Annotated in this window: 17 protein-coding genes; 9 read left to right on the top strand and 8 right to left on the bottom strand. The window is 64.4% G+C overall.

The features are described 5' to 3' along the window. The first annotated feature begins 84 nt into the window (after positions 1-84). The 8 genes from AC1Q6Z_RS21790 (at position 85) to AC1Q6Z_RS21755 (ending at position 7,443) form a co-directional block, all read left to right on the top strand. Entirely contained in the window at positions 85-1,065 is a 981-nt protein-coding gene (locus tag AC1Q6Z_RS21790; RefSeq protein ID WP_492649247.1) for a magnesium transporter CorA family protein, read from the top strand. Positions 1,066-1,079: 14 nt separating this feature from the next. Continuing rightward, the gene (locus AC1Q6Z_RS21785) at positions 1,080-2,981 is read left to right on the top strand and encodes a potassium transporter Kup (protein WP_492649246.1); all 1,902 of its coding nucleotides are present in this window, start codon (positions 1,080-1,082) and stop codon (positions 2,979-2,981) included. 293 nt (positions 2,982-3,274) lie between these two features. Continuing rightward, positions 3,275-4,429 (top strand): cell wall hydrolase, encoded by a 1,155-nt coding sequence (locus AC1Q6Z_RS21780; RefSeq protein WP_492649245.1) that lies wholly within the window; start codon positions 3,275-3,277, stop codon positions 4,427-4,429. 272 nt (positions 4,430-4,701) lie between these two features. Further along, positions 4,702-5,097, top strand: a complete 396-nt coding sequence (locus AC1Q6Z_RS21775; protein ID WP_492649244.1) for an AtpZ/AtpI family protein — start codon at positions 4,702-4,704, stop codon at positions 5,095-5,097. 61 nt (positions 5,098-5,158) lie between these two features. Continuing rightward, on the top strand, positions 5,159-5,911 hold the full coding sequence (locus AC1Q6Z_RS21770) for a F0F1 ATP synthase subunit A (protein WP_256118529.1): 753 nt from the start codon (positions 5,159-5,161) through the stop codon (positions 5,909-5,911). A gap of 66 nt (positions 5,912-5,977) precedes the next feature. Beyond that, complete coding sequence (locus AC1Q6Z_RS21765) at positions 5,978-6,205, top strand: F0F1 ATP synthase subunit C (RefSeq protein WP_024270186.1); 228 nt, start codon at positions 5,978-5,980, stop codon at positions 6,203-6,205. A gap of 88 nt (positions 6,206-6,293) precedes the next feature. Further along, positions 6,294-6,947, top strand: a complete 654-nt coding sequence (locus tag AC1Q6Z_RS21760) for a F0F1 ATP synthase subunit B (protein WP_256118530.1) — start codon at positions 6,294-6,296, stop codon at positions 6,945-6,947. Between the two features lie 10 nt (positions 6,948-6,957). Beyond that, positions 6,958-7,443, top strand: coding sequence for a F0F1 ATP synthase subunit B (locus AC1Q6Z_RS21755; RefSeq protein ID WP_256118531.1), 486 nt, complete (start codon positions 6,958-6,960; stop codon positions 7,441-7,443). 128 nt (positions 7,444-7,571) lie between these two features. On the opposite strand, the gene AC1Q6Z_RS21750 is transcribed toward AC1Q6Z_RS21755, so the two are convergent. From AC1Q6Z_RS21750 to AC1Q6Z_RS21735, 4 genes are all read right to left on the bottom strand, one after another. Further along, on the bottom strand, positions 7,572-7,748 hold the full coding sequence (locus tag AC1Q6Z_RS21750) for a hypothetical protein (protein WP_256117961.1): 177 nt from the start codon (positions 7,746-7,748) through the stop codon (positions 7,572-7,574). Between the two features lie 190 nt (positions 7,749-7,938). Then, a complete protein-coding gene (locus tag AC1Q6Z_RS21745; protein ID WP_256117961.1) occupies positions 7,939-8,115 on the bottom strand; it encodes a hypothetical protein in 177 nt (58 codons plus the stop codon). A gap of 102 nt (positions 8,116-8,217) precedes the next feature. Then, positions 8,218-8,868, bottom strand: coding sequence for a ribonuclease HII (gene rnhB, locus AC1Q6Z_RS21740; RefSeq protein WP_256118533.1), 651 nt, complete (start codon positions 8,866-8,868; stop codon positions 8,218-8,220). Positions 8,869-9,034: 166 nt separating this feature from the next. Further along, positions 9,035-10,192, bottom strand: coding sequence for a PA0069 family radical SAM protein (locus AC1Q6Z_RS21735; protein ID WP_492649243.1), 1,158 nt, complete (start codon positions 10,190-10,192; stop codon positions 9,035-9,037). A gap of 172 nt (positions 10,193-10,364) precedes the next feature. Here AC1Q6Z_RS21735 and AC1Q6Z_RS21730 point away from each other — a divergent pair, with 172 nt between their 5' ends. Continuing rightward, positions 10,365-10,898, top strand: coding sequence for a glycosyltransferase family protein (locus AC1Q6Z_RS21730; RefSeq protein ID WP_492649242.1), 534 nt, complete (start codon positions 10,365-10,367; stop codon positions 10,896-10,898). Here the strand turns inward: AC1Q6Z_RS21730 and AC1Q6Z_RS21725 are convergent. The 4 genes from AC1Q6Z_RS21725 to AC1Q6Z_RS21710 form a co-directional block, all read right to left on the bottom strand. After that, positions 10,895-11,887 (bottom strand): calcium-binding protein, encoded by a 993-nt coding sequence (locus AC1Q6Z_RS21725; RefSeq protein ID WP_492649241.1) that lies wholly within the window; start codon positions 11,885-11,887, stop codon positions 10,895-10,897. The genes AC1Q6Z_RS21730 and AC1Q6Z_RS21725 overlap by 4 nt on opposite strands. Positions 11,888-11,965: 78 nt before the next feature. Next, positions 11,966-12,514, bottom strand: a complete 549-nt coding sequence (gene moaB / locus AC1Q6Z_RS21720; RefSeq protein ID WP_435267459.1) for a molybdenum cofactor biosynthesis protein B — start codon at positions 12,512-12,514, stop codon at positions 11,966-11,968. After that, positions 12,501-13,400 carry a 4-(cytidine 5'-diphospho)-2-C-methyl-D-erythritol kinase gene (locus tag AC1Q6Z_RS21715; RefSeq protein WP_492649240.1) on the bottom strand — a complete coding sequence of 300 codons (900 nt, stop codon included), beginning with the start codon at positions 13,398-13,400 and terminating at the stop codon, positions 12,501-12,503. The genes moaB and AC1Q6Z_RS21715 overlap by 14 nt, the downstream gene beginning before the upstream one ends. A gap of 4 nt (positions 13,401-13,404) precedes the next feature. Next, positions 13,405-15,258, bottom strand: a complete 1,854-nt coding sequence (locus tag AC1Q6Z_RS21710) for a tetratricopeptide repeat protein (protein WP_256118540.1) — start codon at positions 15,256-15,258, stop codon at positions 13,405-13,407. Positions 15,259-15,355 lie beyond the last annotated feature (97 nt).

The following is a 15,355-nucleotide window of genomic DNA, read 5'->3' as shown; positions in this document are numbered from 1 at the left end:
CCGCGCAATATGCGCGGCCAACCCCGCCACAGGCGGCGTTCAATCAGGAGTGTGAGCGATGGTCCGTTCCGGAGCCATTCGCCGGTGATCACGGTTTTCCGTCCCAACGGCGAGGCATGCACCCTGCCGGCGGAAAGCGATTCCGCCGCCGCCGAGATTCTCGATCGTGCCGTGTGGGTGGACCTCATGGAGCCGACACGCGAGGACGAGGCGCTGATCGAGAAGGCGCTCCGGATCGATGTGCCGACCCGCGACGAACTCAAGGACATCGAGCCGTCGAGCCGCCTCTACACCGATGGCAACGCGACCTACATGACCGCCTCGCTGATGGTGAAGGCGGAAAGCGACCTGCCGCACCTGACCGACGTCGCCTTCATCCTGACCCCGGACAGGCTTTTGACCGTGCGTTATGCCGAGCCGCGTTCGTTCTCGCTGTTCAAGGCCGGCATGCACCGCATCCCGGGCGGCTGCGCCTCGCCGACGGTGCTGATCACGCGGCTTCTCGAAACCATCGCCGACCGCACCGCCGAAATCCTGGAGATCGCGGTCGGTCGCGCCGACAAGCTCTCCCTGGAGGTCTTCGGCAACCACCATCTCAGCCGACGGCCCGCGCACTACCTGGAAGACCGCGTCGTGCAGGTCTCCGCGCTGCACCGCCTCGTCGCCAAGGCGCGCGACAGCCTCATGTCGCTCTCGCGCATGCTGACCTTCCTGCACGGCGTGCCGGCGCTGCAATCCGATCGCGAGAGCCTCGAACTCTGCCGCACGGTGACGCGGGACGTGCAGTCGCTGTCCGAACATGCGAGCTTCGTCGCCGGCAACATCACCTTCCTGCTCGATGCCTCGCTCGGTCTCATCAATCTCGAGCAGAACGCCATCATCAAGATCTTCTCGATCGCCTCCGTCGTGCTGCTTCCGCCGACACTGATCGCCTCCACCTACGGCATGAACTTTGAATTCATGCCTGAACTGCACATTGCCTATGCCTACCCGCTGACGCTGGCGGCCATGCTGCTGTCGGCAATCCTCCCGTTCTTCTTCTTTCGCTGGAAAGGCTGGCTCTAGAGCCTGATCGCCCCATGCACGAACACGCCGGTAGCGCCCCGCATTCCCACAACAGGGCGCGCACACTGTTCCTTCTCGCCCTCGGCTCCGTCGGCGTCGTCTATGGCGATATCGGCACGAGCCCACTCTATGCCTTCCGCGAGGCGCTCCGCCCGGTCGCCGACGATGGCGTGTCGCGCGTCGAGGTGATCGGCCTGATCTCGCTGATGATCTGGACGCTGACGATCATCGTCACGCTGAAATACGTGCTCTTCCTGCTGCGCGCCGACAACCACGGCGAGGGCGGCACTCTTTCCCTGCTTGCGCTGCTCACCAAGACCGCGGGCAACCACGCCGCCGTGCTGTTCTTCCTGGCGGCCGTCGGGGCCGCCCTCTTCATCGGCGACGCGATGATCACGCCGGCGCTCTCGGTTCTGTCGGCCGTCGAGGGTTTGAAACTGGTGACGCCGACGCTCGGCGACTATGTCGTGCCCATATCGGTCGTCATCCTGGTGATGCTCTTTGCCGTGCAGTCCTGGGGCACGGCCGCTGTGTCGAAATTCTTCGGTCCGATCACGGCCATCTGGTTCATCGTCATGGGCATTGCCGGCCTCAACCATATCAGCGACGATCTCGGCATCCTTGCGGCCTTCAACCCCTACTACGCCGTGCTTTTCATGCTGAGCGAAGGTTATGTTGGTCTCGTCGTGCTCGGCGCCGTCTTCCTGACGGTCACCGGCGCGGAAGCGCTTTATGCCGATCTCGGCCATTTCGGCCGCCGGCCGATCCAGTGGGCATGGTTCTGTCTGGTCTTCCCGGCGCTGACGCTGAACTATCTCGGCCAGGGCGCGCTGGTGCTTGCGCATCCCGAGACGATCTCCAACCCGTTCTTCCTGATGTTCCCGAAATGGGCGCTGCTGCCCGTCGTCATCCTGGCGACGGCGGCGACTATCATCGCCAGCCAGGCCGTCATTACCGGCGCCTTTTCGCTGACGCGGCAGGCGATCCATCTGGGCTTCCTGCCGCGTATGGAAATCTTCCACACATCCGAAACCCAGACCGGCCAGATTTACCTGCCGGGCGTCAACACGGTGCTGCTGTTCGGCGTGATGATGCTGGTCTTCATCTTCGGCTCGTCCGAGGCGCTCGCGACCGCCTACGGCATCTCGGTCACCGGCGCGATGGTGGTGACGACCGTTCTCGCCTTCGAGTTCCTTCGCAAACGCTGGCGCTGGTCGCTGCTGGCCACCGTCGCCGTGCTGCTGCCGCTCTTCCTGCTCGAACTGACCTTCCTCGGCGCAAACCTGCTCAAGGTGCATGACGGCGGCTATGTGCCGGTGGCCATCGCCGGTGCCGTCGTGGTGCTGATGTGGACCTGGACGCGCGGCACCCGCATCCTGCGCGACAAGACACGCCGCATCGAGGTGCCGCTGCCGGCCTTCGTAAAGTCGGTTGAGAAGCAGAGCGCGCATGCGCCGGTGCAGGTCACCGGCACGGCGATCTTCCTGACCAGCGATCCGGATTTTGCGCCCGCGGCGCTGCTGCACAACATCAAGCACAATCACGTCCTGCACGAGCAGAACTTCATCCTGACCGTCAAGACGTCCAACACGCCGCGCGTCATCCCCGCCGAGCGATTCTCGGTGGAGCGGATTTCCGACCGATTCTCGCGGATCGAGATGCGCTTCGGTTTCATGGAGACGCAGAACGTCTCGCACGCGCTCGGCCTTATGCGAAAGGCGGGGCACAAGTTCGACATCATGTCGACCTCATTCTATCTCGGCCGCCGCAAGCTGGTCCCGGATGCCGAATCGGGCATGCCGATGTGGCAGGACCGGCTGTTCATCGCGCTCGCCAATATCGCGACCGACCCCTCCGATTACTTCCGCCTGCCGACCAATCGTGTCGTCGAGCTTGGCTCGCACGTCGTCATCTGACGAAAATGTGAAGGGGAGGTGACTGGCCTCCCCAATGCGGTTTATCAGCATTAACCAACCATCAAGGTTAATGCTTCATTTTACCCTGACAACGAGCCGCTTCGGGCCCGTGCTTCGGCGCGGCAGGGCTCCCATACAGTCAGTTTCGGGCAGGAAGACACGCCATCGGATAGTGGCGGCGTGCCTGCGCATGCGTGCGGAGTAAAAAGTTGCGTAAGCGTAGCATTCGTCATGCAGGGGCAGGGCGCTTCCTGGCCTTCCTGCGGCAGTTCCGGCAAGGATGCGCAGCGGAATTGCGCGAGACCCTTGCCAAGCGGGAATGGAAGATCCCACTCGTCGTCGGCCTCGGCATCGTCGCCGGCTTTCCCACCCAGGCGGCCCATACGGACCTCGCCACCTACCTTTCCGGCCTCAACCGCAAGGGCGGCAACCAGACCATGGTGCTGACCCGCTCACCCGCCGGCTCCATCCACGAAGTCGAGATCGCCTTTGCAGACGCCATGACCACCGGCGGCATCGAGAGCGGTGCCGGCGTGGAACTGCCGGGCGGCGTCAAGGCGGCGCTGCGCAGCGAGCACAAGGGCAAGGGCGGCATTCCCGACGAGGACCGCGTCAACCGCCGAGACAAGAAGGGCCGCATCATCGCCGTCCTGCCGGTCACGCCGCCGAAGGGCTTTACCGCCGGCTCCATCCTGGAGCGCACCAGCGCGATCTTCTCGCCGGTCTTCGACACCGGCGAGCGCATGGCCTTCGCCAAGCCGCAGATCAAGGGCAAGGAGATCGAGATCGCCACGGCCTTCTACAAGAAGAAGCCGGTCCATAAGGACGAGGGCCTCTCGCCGATGATCGCAAGCCTCGTCACCAGCGACAAGGCCGACATCCTCGCCACCGCCTATGCCCGCGTCGAGCCGGATTACGCCCGGGAATCACCCTTCGATTCGATCCTGAAGCCGAACAAGGAACTCGGCCGCTTCATTCCCGACATCTCTCCGGAAGACCACGCCTGGGCCGCGACCCCGCTGCCGGCCGGTGTCTTCACCGCCAAGGAACAGAAATGCCTCGCCGAAGGCATCTATTTCGAGGCGCGGGGCGAGGAGGTGAAGGGCCAGGCTGCCGTGGCGCAGGTCATCCTGAACCGCGTGCGCAACCCCAGCTATCCGAACACCATCTGCGGCGTCGTTTACCAGAACGAAAACTGGCGCAACCGCTGCCAGTTCTCCTTTGCCTGCGACCGCATTCCCGACCTGATTCTCGCCCCCTGGCACTGGAAGACCGCCAAGGAGATCGCCATGGCGGTCACCGCCGGCAAGATCTGGCTCGACGACGTCGGCTCGGCCACGCATTACCACGCCACCTATGTAAACCCGCCCTGGGGCCGCACCATGAAGCGGGTCGCCAAGATCGGCCAGCACATCTTCTACCGCACCTATGGCGGCGGCTGGAGCTGAGGGGCGCGCTGTCGCGGCTCAAGGGTGAGTCCGCGCACATGCGGAAACGATTCCCGGGACGATCGGTCGCGCCTCCGGCGTGAATCCCGATAATTTATTGATTTTCTTCAATATATTTGCTGTGGCGCAAAGCTTCGCCATGCCTTGACTATGCTGGCACCTAAAACTATGTTGCGGCCGACTTCGAAAGGGGTCGGATATGGCTTGAATCCTAGCCTTCAATATGTCCGCAATGGGGCGAAAGCTCCGGCGGGAACGAACGGGAGGACGCCATGACCGATCAGCAAAAGGGAAGTCTGGAAGACCGGCTGAAGCGCCTGGACGCGGAACTCGCGGAACGGCGCAAGGACGACGGGGCGGAACAGGCCGCCGAGGCGCGGGCATCCGAGAGCCGCAAGGGCTACGCGGTGGCCATGAAGCTCTCGAGCGAGTTCGTCGCTGCCGTCATCGTCGGGGCGCTTCTGGGCTATCTTTTGGACCATTTTGCAGGTACAGGGCCGTGGGGGATGATCGTTCTTCTGCTCCTCGGCTTCTGCGCCGGCGTTCTGAACGTCATGCGCGCGGCTGGCATGGTGGCATCGCCCCATCCGGTCGACAGGCTGGCCGGGCGCGATCCCGGCAAGGCCGGGAGCGGGCGGAAAGAAACCGAGACGAAGGATGGCGCCTGAGGGTGCGGTCCACTTAATGGGTGACTTCCGCCGCAAGGCGGGCAAGCGAGAGAGATAAGCGGTGTCCAACGATCCGACCCATCAGTTCCTGGTCAACAAGATTGTTCCGATCGAAATCGGCGGTATCGATTTCTCGTTCACCAACGCCTCGCTCTTCATGGTCGCCACCGTCGCGGTCGCCACGGGCTTCCTCTACTTCACGACCGGCCAGCGCGGCCTGGTCCCGAGCCGCATGCAGTCGGTCTCGGAAATGTCCTACGAGTTCATCGCCTCGATGCTCCGGGAAGGGGCGGGCAGCCACGGGATGAAGTTCTTCCCGTTCGTCTTCTCGCTCTTCATGTTCGTGCTGACGGCAAACCTGCTCGGCATGATGCCCTACTTCTTCACCGTCACGAGCCAGATCATCGTCACCTTTGCGCTGGCGCTGCTCGTCATCGGCACGGTCGTCGTCTACGGCTTCTACAAGCACGGTTTCGGCTTCCTCAAGCTCTTCGTGCCGTCGGGCGTGCCCGGCGCGCTCCTGCCGCTGGTCGTCTCGATCGAGGTCATCTCGTTCCTCTCGCGTCCGATCAGCCTCTCGATCCGTCTTTTCGCCAACATGCTGGCGGGTCACATCACGCTGAAGGTCTTCGCCGGCTTCGTCACTTCGCTCAGCGCCCTCGGCGCCGTCGGTGTGGTCGGCTCGATCCTGCCCCTTCTCATGACCGTCGCCCTGACCGGTCTCGAATTCCTCGTGTCGTTCCTGCAGGCCTACGTCTTCGCAGTTCTGACATGCATGTACCTCAACGATGCCGTGCATCCGGGTGGTCACTAAGGAAACAGTCGCCGGCGCCTTCGGGCGTCGCTCATAAGCCGCAACAACCCATTCAAGGAGTTCATCATGGAAGCGGAAGCAGCAAAGTTCATCGGCGCAGGTCTTGCCACGTTCGGTCTCGCCGGCACGGCTCTCGGCCTCGGCAACATCTTCGGCAACTACCTTGCCGGCGCTCTGCGCAATCCGTCTGCCGCTGACAGCCAGTTCGGCCGTCTCGTATTCGGCTTCGCCGTTACGGAAGCTCTGGGCATCTTCTCGCTGCTCATCGCTCTCCTCCTCCTCTTCGCCGTCTGATATCGGCCGAGGACTGGACCATGGCCCGACAGGGCCGTGGTCCATCGTACGTTTCGTACATGATTGAGAATGCCCCCTGGAGGTCAGCATGTCTGTGACCTTGGCATCGGCCGAGTCCACCCCTTTCGAAATCGCCCAGGCGGCAACCTCTGCGGAAACGCATGAGACCCCTGCGGACGCGCATGCGGCTCAGCCGGCAGGCGAAACGCACACCGAAACGGGTGTGGCCCATGGCGACGAACACGCCACCGGCGTCTTCCCGCCTTTCGACCAGACCACGTTCGCATCGCAGCTCCTGTGGCTGGCGATCACCTTCGGTCTGTTCTACCTTCTCATGTCGAAGGTCGTCATTCCGCGCATCGGCTCGATCCTCGAGACCCGCCATGACCGCATCGCGCAGGATCTCGACGAAGCCTCGCGCCTGAAAGCCGAAGCGGATGCCGCGATCGCTGCCTACGAGCAGGATCTCGCCACCGCCCGCGCCAAGGGCAATGCGATCGCCTCGACCGCCCGCGACGAAGCCAAGGCCAAGGCCGACGCCGAGCGCGCCAAGATCGAAGCCTCGCTGCAGGAAAAGATCGCCGGTGCCGAAACCCGCATCGCCGAAATCAAGGCCAAGGCGCTCGCCGATGTCGGCGCCATCGCCGAGGAAACCACGGCAGCCGTGGTCGAGCAGCTGATCGGCGCCAAGGCCACCAAGGCCGAAGTCGCTTCGGCCGTCAAATCGGCCGCAGGCGAATAAGGAGCATCCCATGGCATTCGACGCAACATTCTATGCCTTTGTCGGCCTCCTGCTGTTCCTGGCCCTCATCGCCTACCTCAAGGTTCCGGGCATGATGGCCAAGGGCCTCGACGCCCGCGCGGAAAAGATCCAGAACGAGCTGGCGGAAGCTAAGCGCCTTCGCGAGGAAGCCCAGCACCTGCTCGCCGAATACCAGCGCAAGCGCAAGGATGCCGAGGCGGAAGCCGCCAGCATCGTCGCCGCCGCTGAGCGCGAAGCGAGCCTGCTGACCGCGGAAGCCAAGCAGAAGACAGAGGAATACGTCGCCCGCCGCACGGTGCTCTCCGAGCAGAAGATCAAGCAGGCGGAAGCCGACGCGATCAACGCCGTGCGCGCCGCCGCCGTCGACCTCGCGGTCGCCGCCGCCGAAAAGGTCATCGCCGCCAAGGCCGATGCCGCCACCGGCAAGGCACTCTTCGACAACGCCATCAGCGAAGTGAAGACCCGCCTCAACTGAGGTTCTTCCACAGCATGATTTGAAAAAGGCCGGAGCGATCCGGCCTTTTTGCTGTTTGGGCCGGACGGCAAAGGACCCGGATGCGGGGAAACATCCGGGCCTTCGGGGAGGTCAGTTGGGGGTGACGCTTACTTGCAGATCTTGATCTTCTTGACGATCAGGTTGCCGTAGTAGTCGTAGGAGTGGATCTTCTTGACGAAGCAATGCGGCTTGTAGCCGTAGCTGTAGTAGCCGGCCTGGGAAGGCGCAGCGAAGGAAACGGCTGCAACGAGGGCGACGGTGGCGGAAACAATGATCTTGCGCATGGGGTCTCTCCTGATCTCTGAGGGATGAGCCTCTCTCATCCAGTGATCAGACTTTCCCACATCGCCCCGCCGCCCGCTGTTCCGCATGGAACAGGGCCGGAGCAATCCGGCTTTTTTGCTTTTTGGCGGACGGCAAAAGACCCGGATGCAGGGGAACATCCGGGCCTTCGAGGAGGTCAGTGGGGGGCACTTACTTGCAGATCTTGATCTTCTTGACGATCAGGTTGCCGTAGTAGTCGTAGGAATGGATCTTCTTGACGAAGCAATGCGGCTTGTAGCCGTAGCTGTAGTAGCCGGCCTGCGAAGGGGCGGCGAAGGAAACGGCTGCAACGAGGGCAACGGTGGCGGAAACGATGATCTTGCGCATGGGGGTCTCTCCTGATCTCTGAGGGATGAGCCTCTCTCATCCAGTGATCAGACTTTCCCATATCGCCCCGCTACGCGCTGTTCCGGATGGAACAGGGCTGGACTATTCCTGCTTGAGCGGGCGAAAACTCATGCGGTGCAGTCGGCAGGGGCCGATGGCCTGGATCGCCTTGCGGTGCACCTCGGTGGCATAGCCGGCGTGGAGGGCGAAGCCGTAGCCGGGGAAGGTGGCTTCCGCCCGCGCCATCATGCGGTCGCGCATGACCTTGGCGACGATTGAGGCGGCGGCGATGGAGACGGAGCGGGCATCGCCCTTGACGACGGCGCGGCCTTCGCAGGCGAGGCCGGGCGGCACGTCGCGACCGTCGGCAAGAACCAGCTTGGGGGCGACTTCGAGCCCGGCGACGGCCCGGCGCATGGCATCGAGGCTTGCCTTGCGGATGTCGATGACGTCGATGCGGCGCGAGCAGCTGGAGGCGACGGAGACGAAGGCCGATTGCATGATGAGCGTGAAGAGCTGCTCGCGCTTCGCGGCGCTCAGCTGCTTGGAATCGTTCAGCCCCTCCGGAATGTTGTCCGGATCGAGCACCACGGCCGCCGCGACGACGGGACCGGCGAGCGGGCCGCGGCCCGCCTCGTCCGTGCCGGCGACCGGCCAGAGGCCGCGCTTGCGGGCGGCAAGCTCCATCAGGAAATCCGGCCCTTCGGGCAGGTCGAAAAGAAGGCGGGAATCGGAGGATGCGGGACGGGACATGCGGCGAACCTCGCACATCCGTCCGATTCCCTGCAAGTCCCCCGGCAGGAGGCGGATGCCGGAGGAGCAACCGGCACGCCCGGGGAAGACGGGCCGGAAGATGATGCCGGGCGCGAATGCCCGGCGAATGTCGTTTTCGCACGACCCGGGAACGCCCGGGGTACAGCTAAAGCAGCGAGAGCTGGACGCCGCTGCCCGAGGGCGGCACGAACTGGTCGCTGGCGAGACTGCGGCGGGTGCGGGTCAACTCCAGCCGCTTGGCTGCCATCTCGAAGCGGCGGGCGATCTGCCAGGCATAGGGACCAGCGCCCTTCATGCGCTTACCGAATTCCGCGTCGTAGTCCTTGCCGCCGCGCATCGAACGCACCAGCGACATGACGTGGCGGTAGCGGTCCGGATAATGGCGTAGAAGCCAGTCGCGGAAGAGCGGGCTTACTTCCAGCGGCAGGCGGAGCAGCACATAGCTTGCCTCGCAGGCACCGGCCGCCTTACCCGAATCGAGCACGCGCTCGATCTCGTGGTCGTTGAGGCCGGGAATGATCGGCGCCATCATGATGGCGACCGGGATGCCGGCTTCTGACAGCGCGCGAATGGCTTCCAGCCGGCGCGGCGGGGTCGCGGCGCGCGGTTCCATGGTGCGTGCCAGCTTGCGGTCGAGCGTGGTGACCGAGATGCCGGCCCAGGCGAGCCCACGCGCCGCCATGCGGCCGAGGATGTCGATGTCGCGCATGACCAGCGCCGACTTGGTGACAATCGACACGGGATGATTGGCGGCATCCAGCACTTCGAGGATCTGGCGCATGATGCGCCATTCCTTCTCGATCGGCTGGTAGGGATCGGTGTTGGTGCCGATCGCGATGACCCGCGGCTTGTAGCCGGGCTTGGAAAGCTCGCGCTCCAGCAGTTTCGGCGCATCTGGCTTGGCAAACAGCTTCGCCTCGAAATCGAGGCCAGCGGAGAGGCCCATGAAGGCATGGGTCGGCCGGGCGAAACAATAGATACATCCGTGCTCGCAACCGCGATAGGGATTGATCGAGCGGTCGAAGGGAATGTCGGGCGAATCGTTGCTGGTGATGATCGTGCGCGGCTTTTCCACCTGCACCTCGGTGCGGAAGGGCGGAAGTTCCTCCAGTGTCTGCCAGCCGTCGTCGACGGTCTCGCGCGTCACCGGCTCGAACCGGCCGGTGAAGTTGAGCCCGGCCCCGCGGCCGCGCCGGCGGTCCCCATCGACGCGCATGCCCGTCTGTGCCATCAGCGCCTCGGCAACGTCTTTCGTGTGGCCGGGCGCGAGGGAGCCCTGCCTGAGATCGGCAAGATCGTTCATGGCTGTCTCCGGCGGGGCAGACCCCCGTTCCAATGACTATATTCCTATCGCCGAAACCAGAACAATGCAAGAACAAAATTCCCCGCGCCGCTAACCATGCTTTCTAACCATGCGGGAACATGGCGGGGCGGGGGCGGTGGAAATCCATGCTGCAATGCGGTATTGCAAAGGAATGCTGACAATCATCCTGGAATGCCGCGACAACGAGGCCGAGCTTGCGCAGACGTTGTCGGCGCTGGTCACGGGCGCCGTGCAGGGCATCGTGCGCGACGTGATCGTGCTCGACCACGGTTCGCGCGACGGCTCGGCCAAGGTGGCGGATGCGGCAGGCTGCCGGTTCCTGACGAGCTGGGACATGAAGGATGTCGTGCGCTCCGCCCGCGGCGACTGGCTGCTGCTGCTGGAGCCGGGCGCGCGCCCGCTGGCCGGCTGGGTCGATGCCATCGTCGATCATGTGTCGATCAACAAGAACCCGGCGCGTTTTCTCGGCTCGCGCAACCATCGCCGGCCGTTCTTCAAGCGGTTTGCGCGCCGCGCCGCGCCGCTGGAGCAGGGGTATCTCGTCAGCAAGCGTCAGGCATCGGCGACCGTGCGCACCGGCATGGCGCTCGCCGACATGGCGGGCCGCTCGGGCGTGCGAAAACTGGTCGCCGAGATCGTGCCTGCCTGGGCGGTGAAGGCCATGCGGGCCGAGAGCGTGGATTAAAGCAGGAAGTCACTGCGGAAGAGGCCGTCCAGCCCACGGACCTCGATCTCGAAATCGGCCTGGCCGTCGCCGTTGACGTCGCCGGACACCACGCCGCCCTGGATGCGAAGCTCGCCGGCATTGCCGGAAAAATCGTTGCCGCCGATGAAGGCGAAAGCCTGGTTGCCGCCGCGGCCGGCATTGGCGTCGATGTCGCGCAGGTCGATCTTGTCGCCTTCGCCGTGGGTGAAATCGAGGATGACGTCGCGTCGCGCGCCCACCGCCGATTCGAAGACGCCGTTGAAGTCGAAACGGTCGGCGCCGCTGTCGCCCTGCAACAGGTCCATGCCGCGGCCGCCGGTAAGCACGTCGTTGCCGCCGCGCCCGGCAATCTGGTCGTCGCCACCAAGACCCTTCAATATGTTCGAGACGCTGGAGCCGAAGAGAATGTCGCCGGCATTGGTGCCCTCGGCATTCTCGATGCTGATCAGGCGCTCGAAACGGTTGGACCCGGTCTGCGCCAGGCCGTTGCCGAGATCGATGCCGACGCCGGTGCCGCCCACCACATTGTCGTCGTCGCGCGGGAGATAGCTGATCGAATCGACGCCCGAGCCGCCATGAAAGGTGTTCTGCTCGCCGACGGAGAAGAAGCGGTCGTTGCCGCCCTCGCCGAAATAGCTGCTCTTGAAGGTGCTGACGGCGATCTTGTCGTTGCCGGCGCCGGCCTTGACGATGTCGGCGCGCTCGTTGACGAAGGAGCCGAAGCCGGTGCCGACATAGGTGTCGTTGCCCGCGCCGAGGAGGATGACGCTGCCGTCTTCCTTCATGTTGACGACGCTGTCGTTTCCGGCGCCGGCATCCACCTGGTTGCGGCCGCCGAAATCGTCGGTGCGGTTGAGGATGATGGTGTCGTTGCCACCGCGCGCAAAAATCGTCACTTCGACATTGTTGAAGCTGCTGCCTTGTACGAAGCGGTCTGCGCGGTTGGTGCCGTTGATCGTGCGTCCCATTGGTCTCTCCTCAACTTTTCGATTGCTGGGAAAGTCATAGGGGGCGATGCGGGGGTGCGCAGTCTCCTATGGAACAGGTCAGCCGGCCGTGCGCTTCAGGTGCTCGTCGAGCCGCGGCATGATTTCCACGAAGTTGCAGGGCATGTGGCGATAGTCGAGCTGCGCCTTGAGAATGCCGTCCCAGGCATCCTTGCAGGCGCCCGGCGAGCCCGGCAGCACGAAGATGAAGGTGGCATTGGTGACGCCGCCGGTCGCGCGCGACTGGATCGTCGAGGTGCCGATCTTGTCGTAGGAGATGCGGTGGAAGACTTCGGAAAAGCCGTCCATGCGTTTTTCGAAGATCGGCTCCAGCGCTTCCGGCGTCACATCGCGGCCGGTAAAACCCGTGCCGCCGGTGGTGATGACGACGTCGATCGCCTCGTCGCGCGTCCAGGCCTCCACCGTCGCGCGGATTTCGGCGACGTCGTCCGTCACGATGGCGCGGGCGGCGAGCCGGTGGCCTGCCTCAGCGATGCGGGCGACGAGCGTGTCGCCGGAGCGATCCGTGTCGGGCGTGCGCGTATCAGACACGGTGAGCACGGCAATACCGACCGGGATGAAGGGCCTTGTCTCGTCAATGCGTGCCATGGGTCGCTCCAACTGTGCGGGTCGCCACGAAGAACCAATGCGGATGCTGTCTGCCGAGATCAGTGGCAGCGGCTTGGGCGGCGTCATCGGATGGGTATAGCGCGAAGCATGTCGCGCCGGAACCGGACATGCGCACGAGATCCGCGTCTGTGGCCGAGAGGCTCTGCGAAAGAGACGCGATCTCGGGGCAGAGCTGCCGGGCAGGGGGTTCCAGGTCGTTGCGCAGCCGCGAAAGCAGGCTCACCCAGCCTTCACGGCCGGTGACGGGAATGAAGGGTGGATTGTGCTTGGAGGCGAGCGCCTTGAAGACCGCCGGTGTCGAGACGCCGACCATGGGATTGGCGAGCACGATCGACATGGACGGCATGGTCAGCGGCGTGAGGCTGTCGCCGACGCCGCGGGCCATCAGCGGCTGGCCGACAAGACACATCGGCACGTCTGCGCCGAGGCCGATGGCGATGGCGTCGCGCTCGTTCTTCGGTAGGTCTGCCTGCCAGAGTGCCAGAAGCCCGCGCAGGGTCGCCGCCGCATCTGCCGATCCCCCGCCGATGCCCGATGCGATGGGCAGGTTCTTTTCGAGATGGATGTGCACCGGCGGGGCGGCCTGGCCATGGTTCGCCAGCGCGGCCCGCAGCCGATCGCGCGCCCGGGTGACGAGATTGTCGCCATCGGCCGCAAGCGCCTCTGCAAAGCGGCCGGATAGCGTGAAACGATCCTCCGCCGCCGGCGACAGGCCGATGCGATCGCCATAGGCGGTGAAGGTCACGAGGCTTTCGAGGAGGTGATAGCCATCCTCGCGCTGGCCGACGACGGCGAGCGCGAGGTTGATCTTGGCCGGCGCCCGTTCAAGGACGGCAAAGCCCGAGAGCGGGTCGGCGTCAGGCATGCGATCAGGACTTGCGGTCGACCGCCGTGCCTTCCGGCGAGGGGTTTTGCACCGGCTTTTCGTCCTTGGCTTCCGCCGAGGCCGGCTCGGTCTTCTTGAGCTCCGGCAGGCCGTTCTCGATCTTCAGCTTGATCTTCGGGATTTCCGCCTCTTCCGGCTTCAGGCCGAGCGCGCGGTTCCACTGGAAGGTGGCTTCCAGCTTGCGGCCGACGCGCCAGTAGGCATCACCCAGATGGTCGTTGATCGTCGGATCGCCGGCCTTCAGCTCCGCAGCACGCTCCAGCTCCGCCACGGCGTCGGTAAAGCGGTTGAGGCGATAATAGGCCCAGCCGAGCGAGTCGACGATATAGCCGTCGTCAGGCTTGATGCTGACGGCGCGGCGAATCATGTCCAGCCCCTCGTCGAGGTTGATGTTCATGTCCACCCAGGAATAGCCGAGATAGTTCAGCACCTGCGGCTGTTCCGGGTTGAGCTCCAGCGCCTTGCGGAAGTTCGGCTCGGCCTTTTCCCATTCCTTCAGCCGCTCGTAGGCGATGGCGCGCTGGAAGAAGACGCTCCAGTGGTTGCGCGTTGGCACCGGGCCGATCGCCTCGACGGCGCGGTCATAGAGCGCCGCCATGTCCTTGTAGTCCTTGGCATCCGACAGCACGCTGCCGAGCGCCAGATAGCTGCGGAGATCCGACGGGTCGGCCTCGATCAGCTCCTGGAGGTGCTTCTTGGCTTCCGGCACCTTGCCGGTATCGGCGAGGTTGAGGCCGAGCTGCAATTCGGAAATGCGCCGCATCGGCGACTTTTCCGGCACGGCGCGGTAATATTCGATGGCGCGTTCCGGCTTCTTCTGGTTTTCGGCAAGCCCACCGAGCAGCACCAGCATGTCGTCGCTATCCGGGTCGAGCGCGCGCGCCGCCTGCATATAGAGCGAGACGATGTCTTCCGCGCCTTCGCGGTTCAGCGCCCCGCCGATCGAGAACAGCACCGCAGCGGCGCCTTGGGCTGCCGTGCGCACCTGCTGTTCCTGCTTTTCGCCGGCCTCGATGCTCTGGCGCAGCGCCTTCAGCGGCGCGTAGCTGGTGATGAAGCTGTCACCGACCGAAATCGCATCGAGCGCCTTCTGCTTGTTGCCCTCGTGGGCCTCAAGCCGAGCAAGCGCCATGACGGCGCGGATGAACGTGTCCGGCGCGGCGCTGGCGCCATTGCGGTCGAGGACTGCATCGTTGAGGCGGGCGCGTGCCGTCGCCTTGTCGCCGGCCGCGGCGGCGAGCGCGCCGGCATGGTAGTTCTTGAAGATGGCGAGCCATTCCGGCCCGTCCATGCTGGAGATCAGCTTGATGGCGTCCTTCGACTTGCCGTCGCCGAACTTCGCCCAGGCGAGCAGCAGGTCGTTCATCATGCGGTCCAGATCGTTCGGACCGTTATAGACGAGGATCTTTTCAGCACTCTTGTATTCGCGCTTGCGGATCGCCTCCATGCCGCGCACCACGGCGGTGATGCGCTCGACGGCCGGGTCGTTGCGTAGCGCATCGGCGAGCTTCACGCCTTCCTCGAAGTCGCCGTTCATCAGCTGCGTCACCATCAGGCGCTGCTTGACGTCGGTGTTGGTGGCGTCGAACTGCAGCGCGATCTTGTAGAGCGCGACGGCGGTTTCGTAGTCCTTGTCGAAATCCGCCGTGCGGGCGGCCAGGAACGCGCCGGAGAAGGTGTTGACGCTCAAGGGATCGAACGGCGTGTCTTCGGCGGCTGCCGCTGCGGGCTTGTCCTCCGCATAGGCCGCCTGGGGGCCGGCCAGGGGACCGGCAAGCACGATGCTGGCCGCTATCGCCACGCCGGAGAGAAGCCGAAGGAGAAGGGAATGCCGCATCAAAATGCCTTTCGCCAGAAAGTGTAGAGTTCGCCCCGGAGGCCGGTCGCGCCAAATCCGGCCACGATCAGGCCCAAATCAGTCACGGACTCATGAC

This window comes from Shinella sp. GW835-FHT14H05 (genome assembly GCF_058793575.1).
This window is presented reverse-complemented; position numbering and strand designations above follow the sequence as displayed.

Bases quoted from the DNA above. Each gene is read 5' to 3' on its own strand.
- moaB (WP_435267459.1), bottom strand. From the start codon at position 12,514: ATGGCACGCATTGACGAGACAAGGCCCTTCATCCCGGTCGGTATTGCC.
- AC1Q6Z_RS21760 (WP_256118530.1), top strand. From the start codon at position 6,294: ATGTCTGTGACCTTGGCATCGGCCGAGTCCACCCCTTTCGAAATCGCC.
- AC1Q6Z_RS21735 (WP_492649243.1), bottom strand. From the start codon at position 10,192: ATGAACGATCTTGCCGATCTCAGGCAGGGCTCCCTCGCGCCCGGCCAC.
- AC1Q6Z_RS21715 (WP_492649240.1), bottom strand. From the start codon at position 13,400: ATGCCTGACGCCGACCCGCTCTCGGGCTTTGCCGTCCTTGAACGGGCG.
- AC1Q6Z_RS21785 (WP_492649246.1), top strand. From the start codon at position 1,080: ATGCACGAACACGCCGGTAGCGCCCCGCATTCCCACAACAGGGCGCGC.
- AC1Q6Z_RS21745 (WP_256117961.1), bottom strand. From the start codon at position 8,115: ATGCGCAAGATCATCGTTTCCGCCACCGTTGCCCTCGTTGCAGCCGTT.
- rnhB (WP_256118533.1), bottom strand. From the start codon at position 8,868: ATGTCCCGTCCCGCATCCTCCGATTCCCGCCTTCTTTTCGACCTGCCC.
- AC1Q6Z_RS21710 (WP_256118540.1), bottom strand. From the start codon at position 15,258: ATGCGGCATTCCCTTCTCCTTCGGCTTCTCTCCGGCGTGGCGATAGCG.
- AC1Q6Z_RS21750 (WP_256117961.1), bottom strand. From the start codon at position 7,748: ATGCGCAAGATCATTGTTTCCGCCACCGTCGCCCTCGTTGCAGCCGTT.
- AC1Q6Z_RS21765 (WP_024270186.1), top strand. From the start codon at position 5,978: ATGGAAGCGGAAGCAGCAAAGTTCATCGGCGCAGGTCTTGCCACGTTC.
- AC1Q6Z_RS21775 (WP_492649244.1), top strand. From the start codon at position 4,702: ATGACCGATCAGCAAAAGGGAAGTCTGGAAGACCGGCTGAAGCGCCTG.
- AC1Q6Z_RS21725 (WP_492649241.1), bottom strand. From the start codon at position 11,887: ATGGGACGCACGATCAACGGCACCAACCGCGCAGACCGCTTCGTACAA.
- AC1Q6Z_RS21755 (WP_256118531.1), top strand. From the start codon at position 6,958: ATGGCATTCGACGCAACATTCTATGCCTTTGTCGGCCTCCTGCTGTTC.
- AC1Q6Z_RS21730 (WP_492649242.1), top strand. From the start codon at position 10,365: ATGCTGACAATCATCCTGGAATGCCGCGACAACGAGGCCGAGCTTGCG.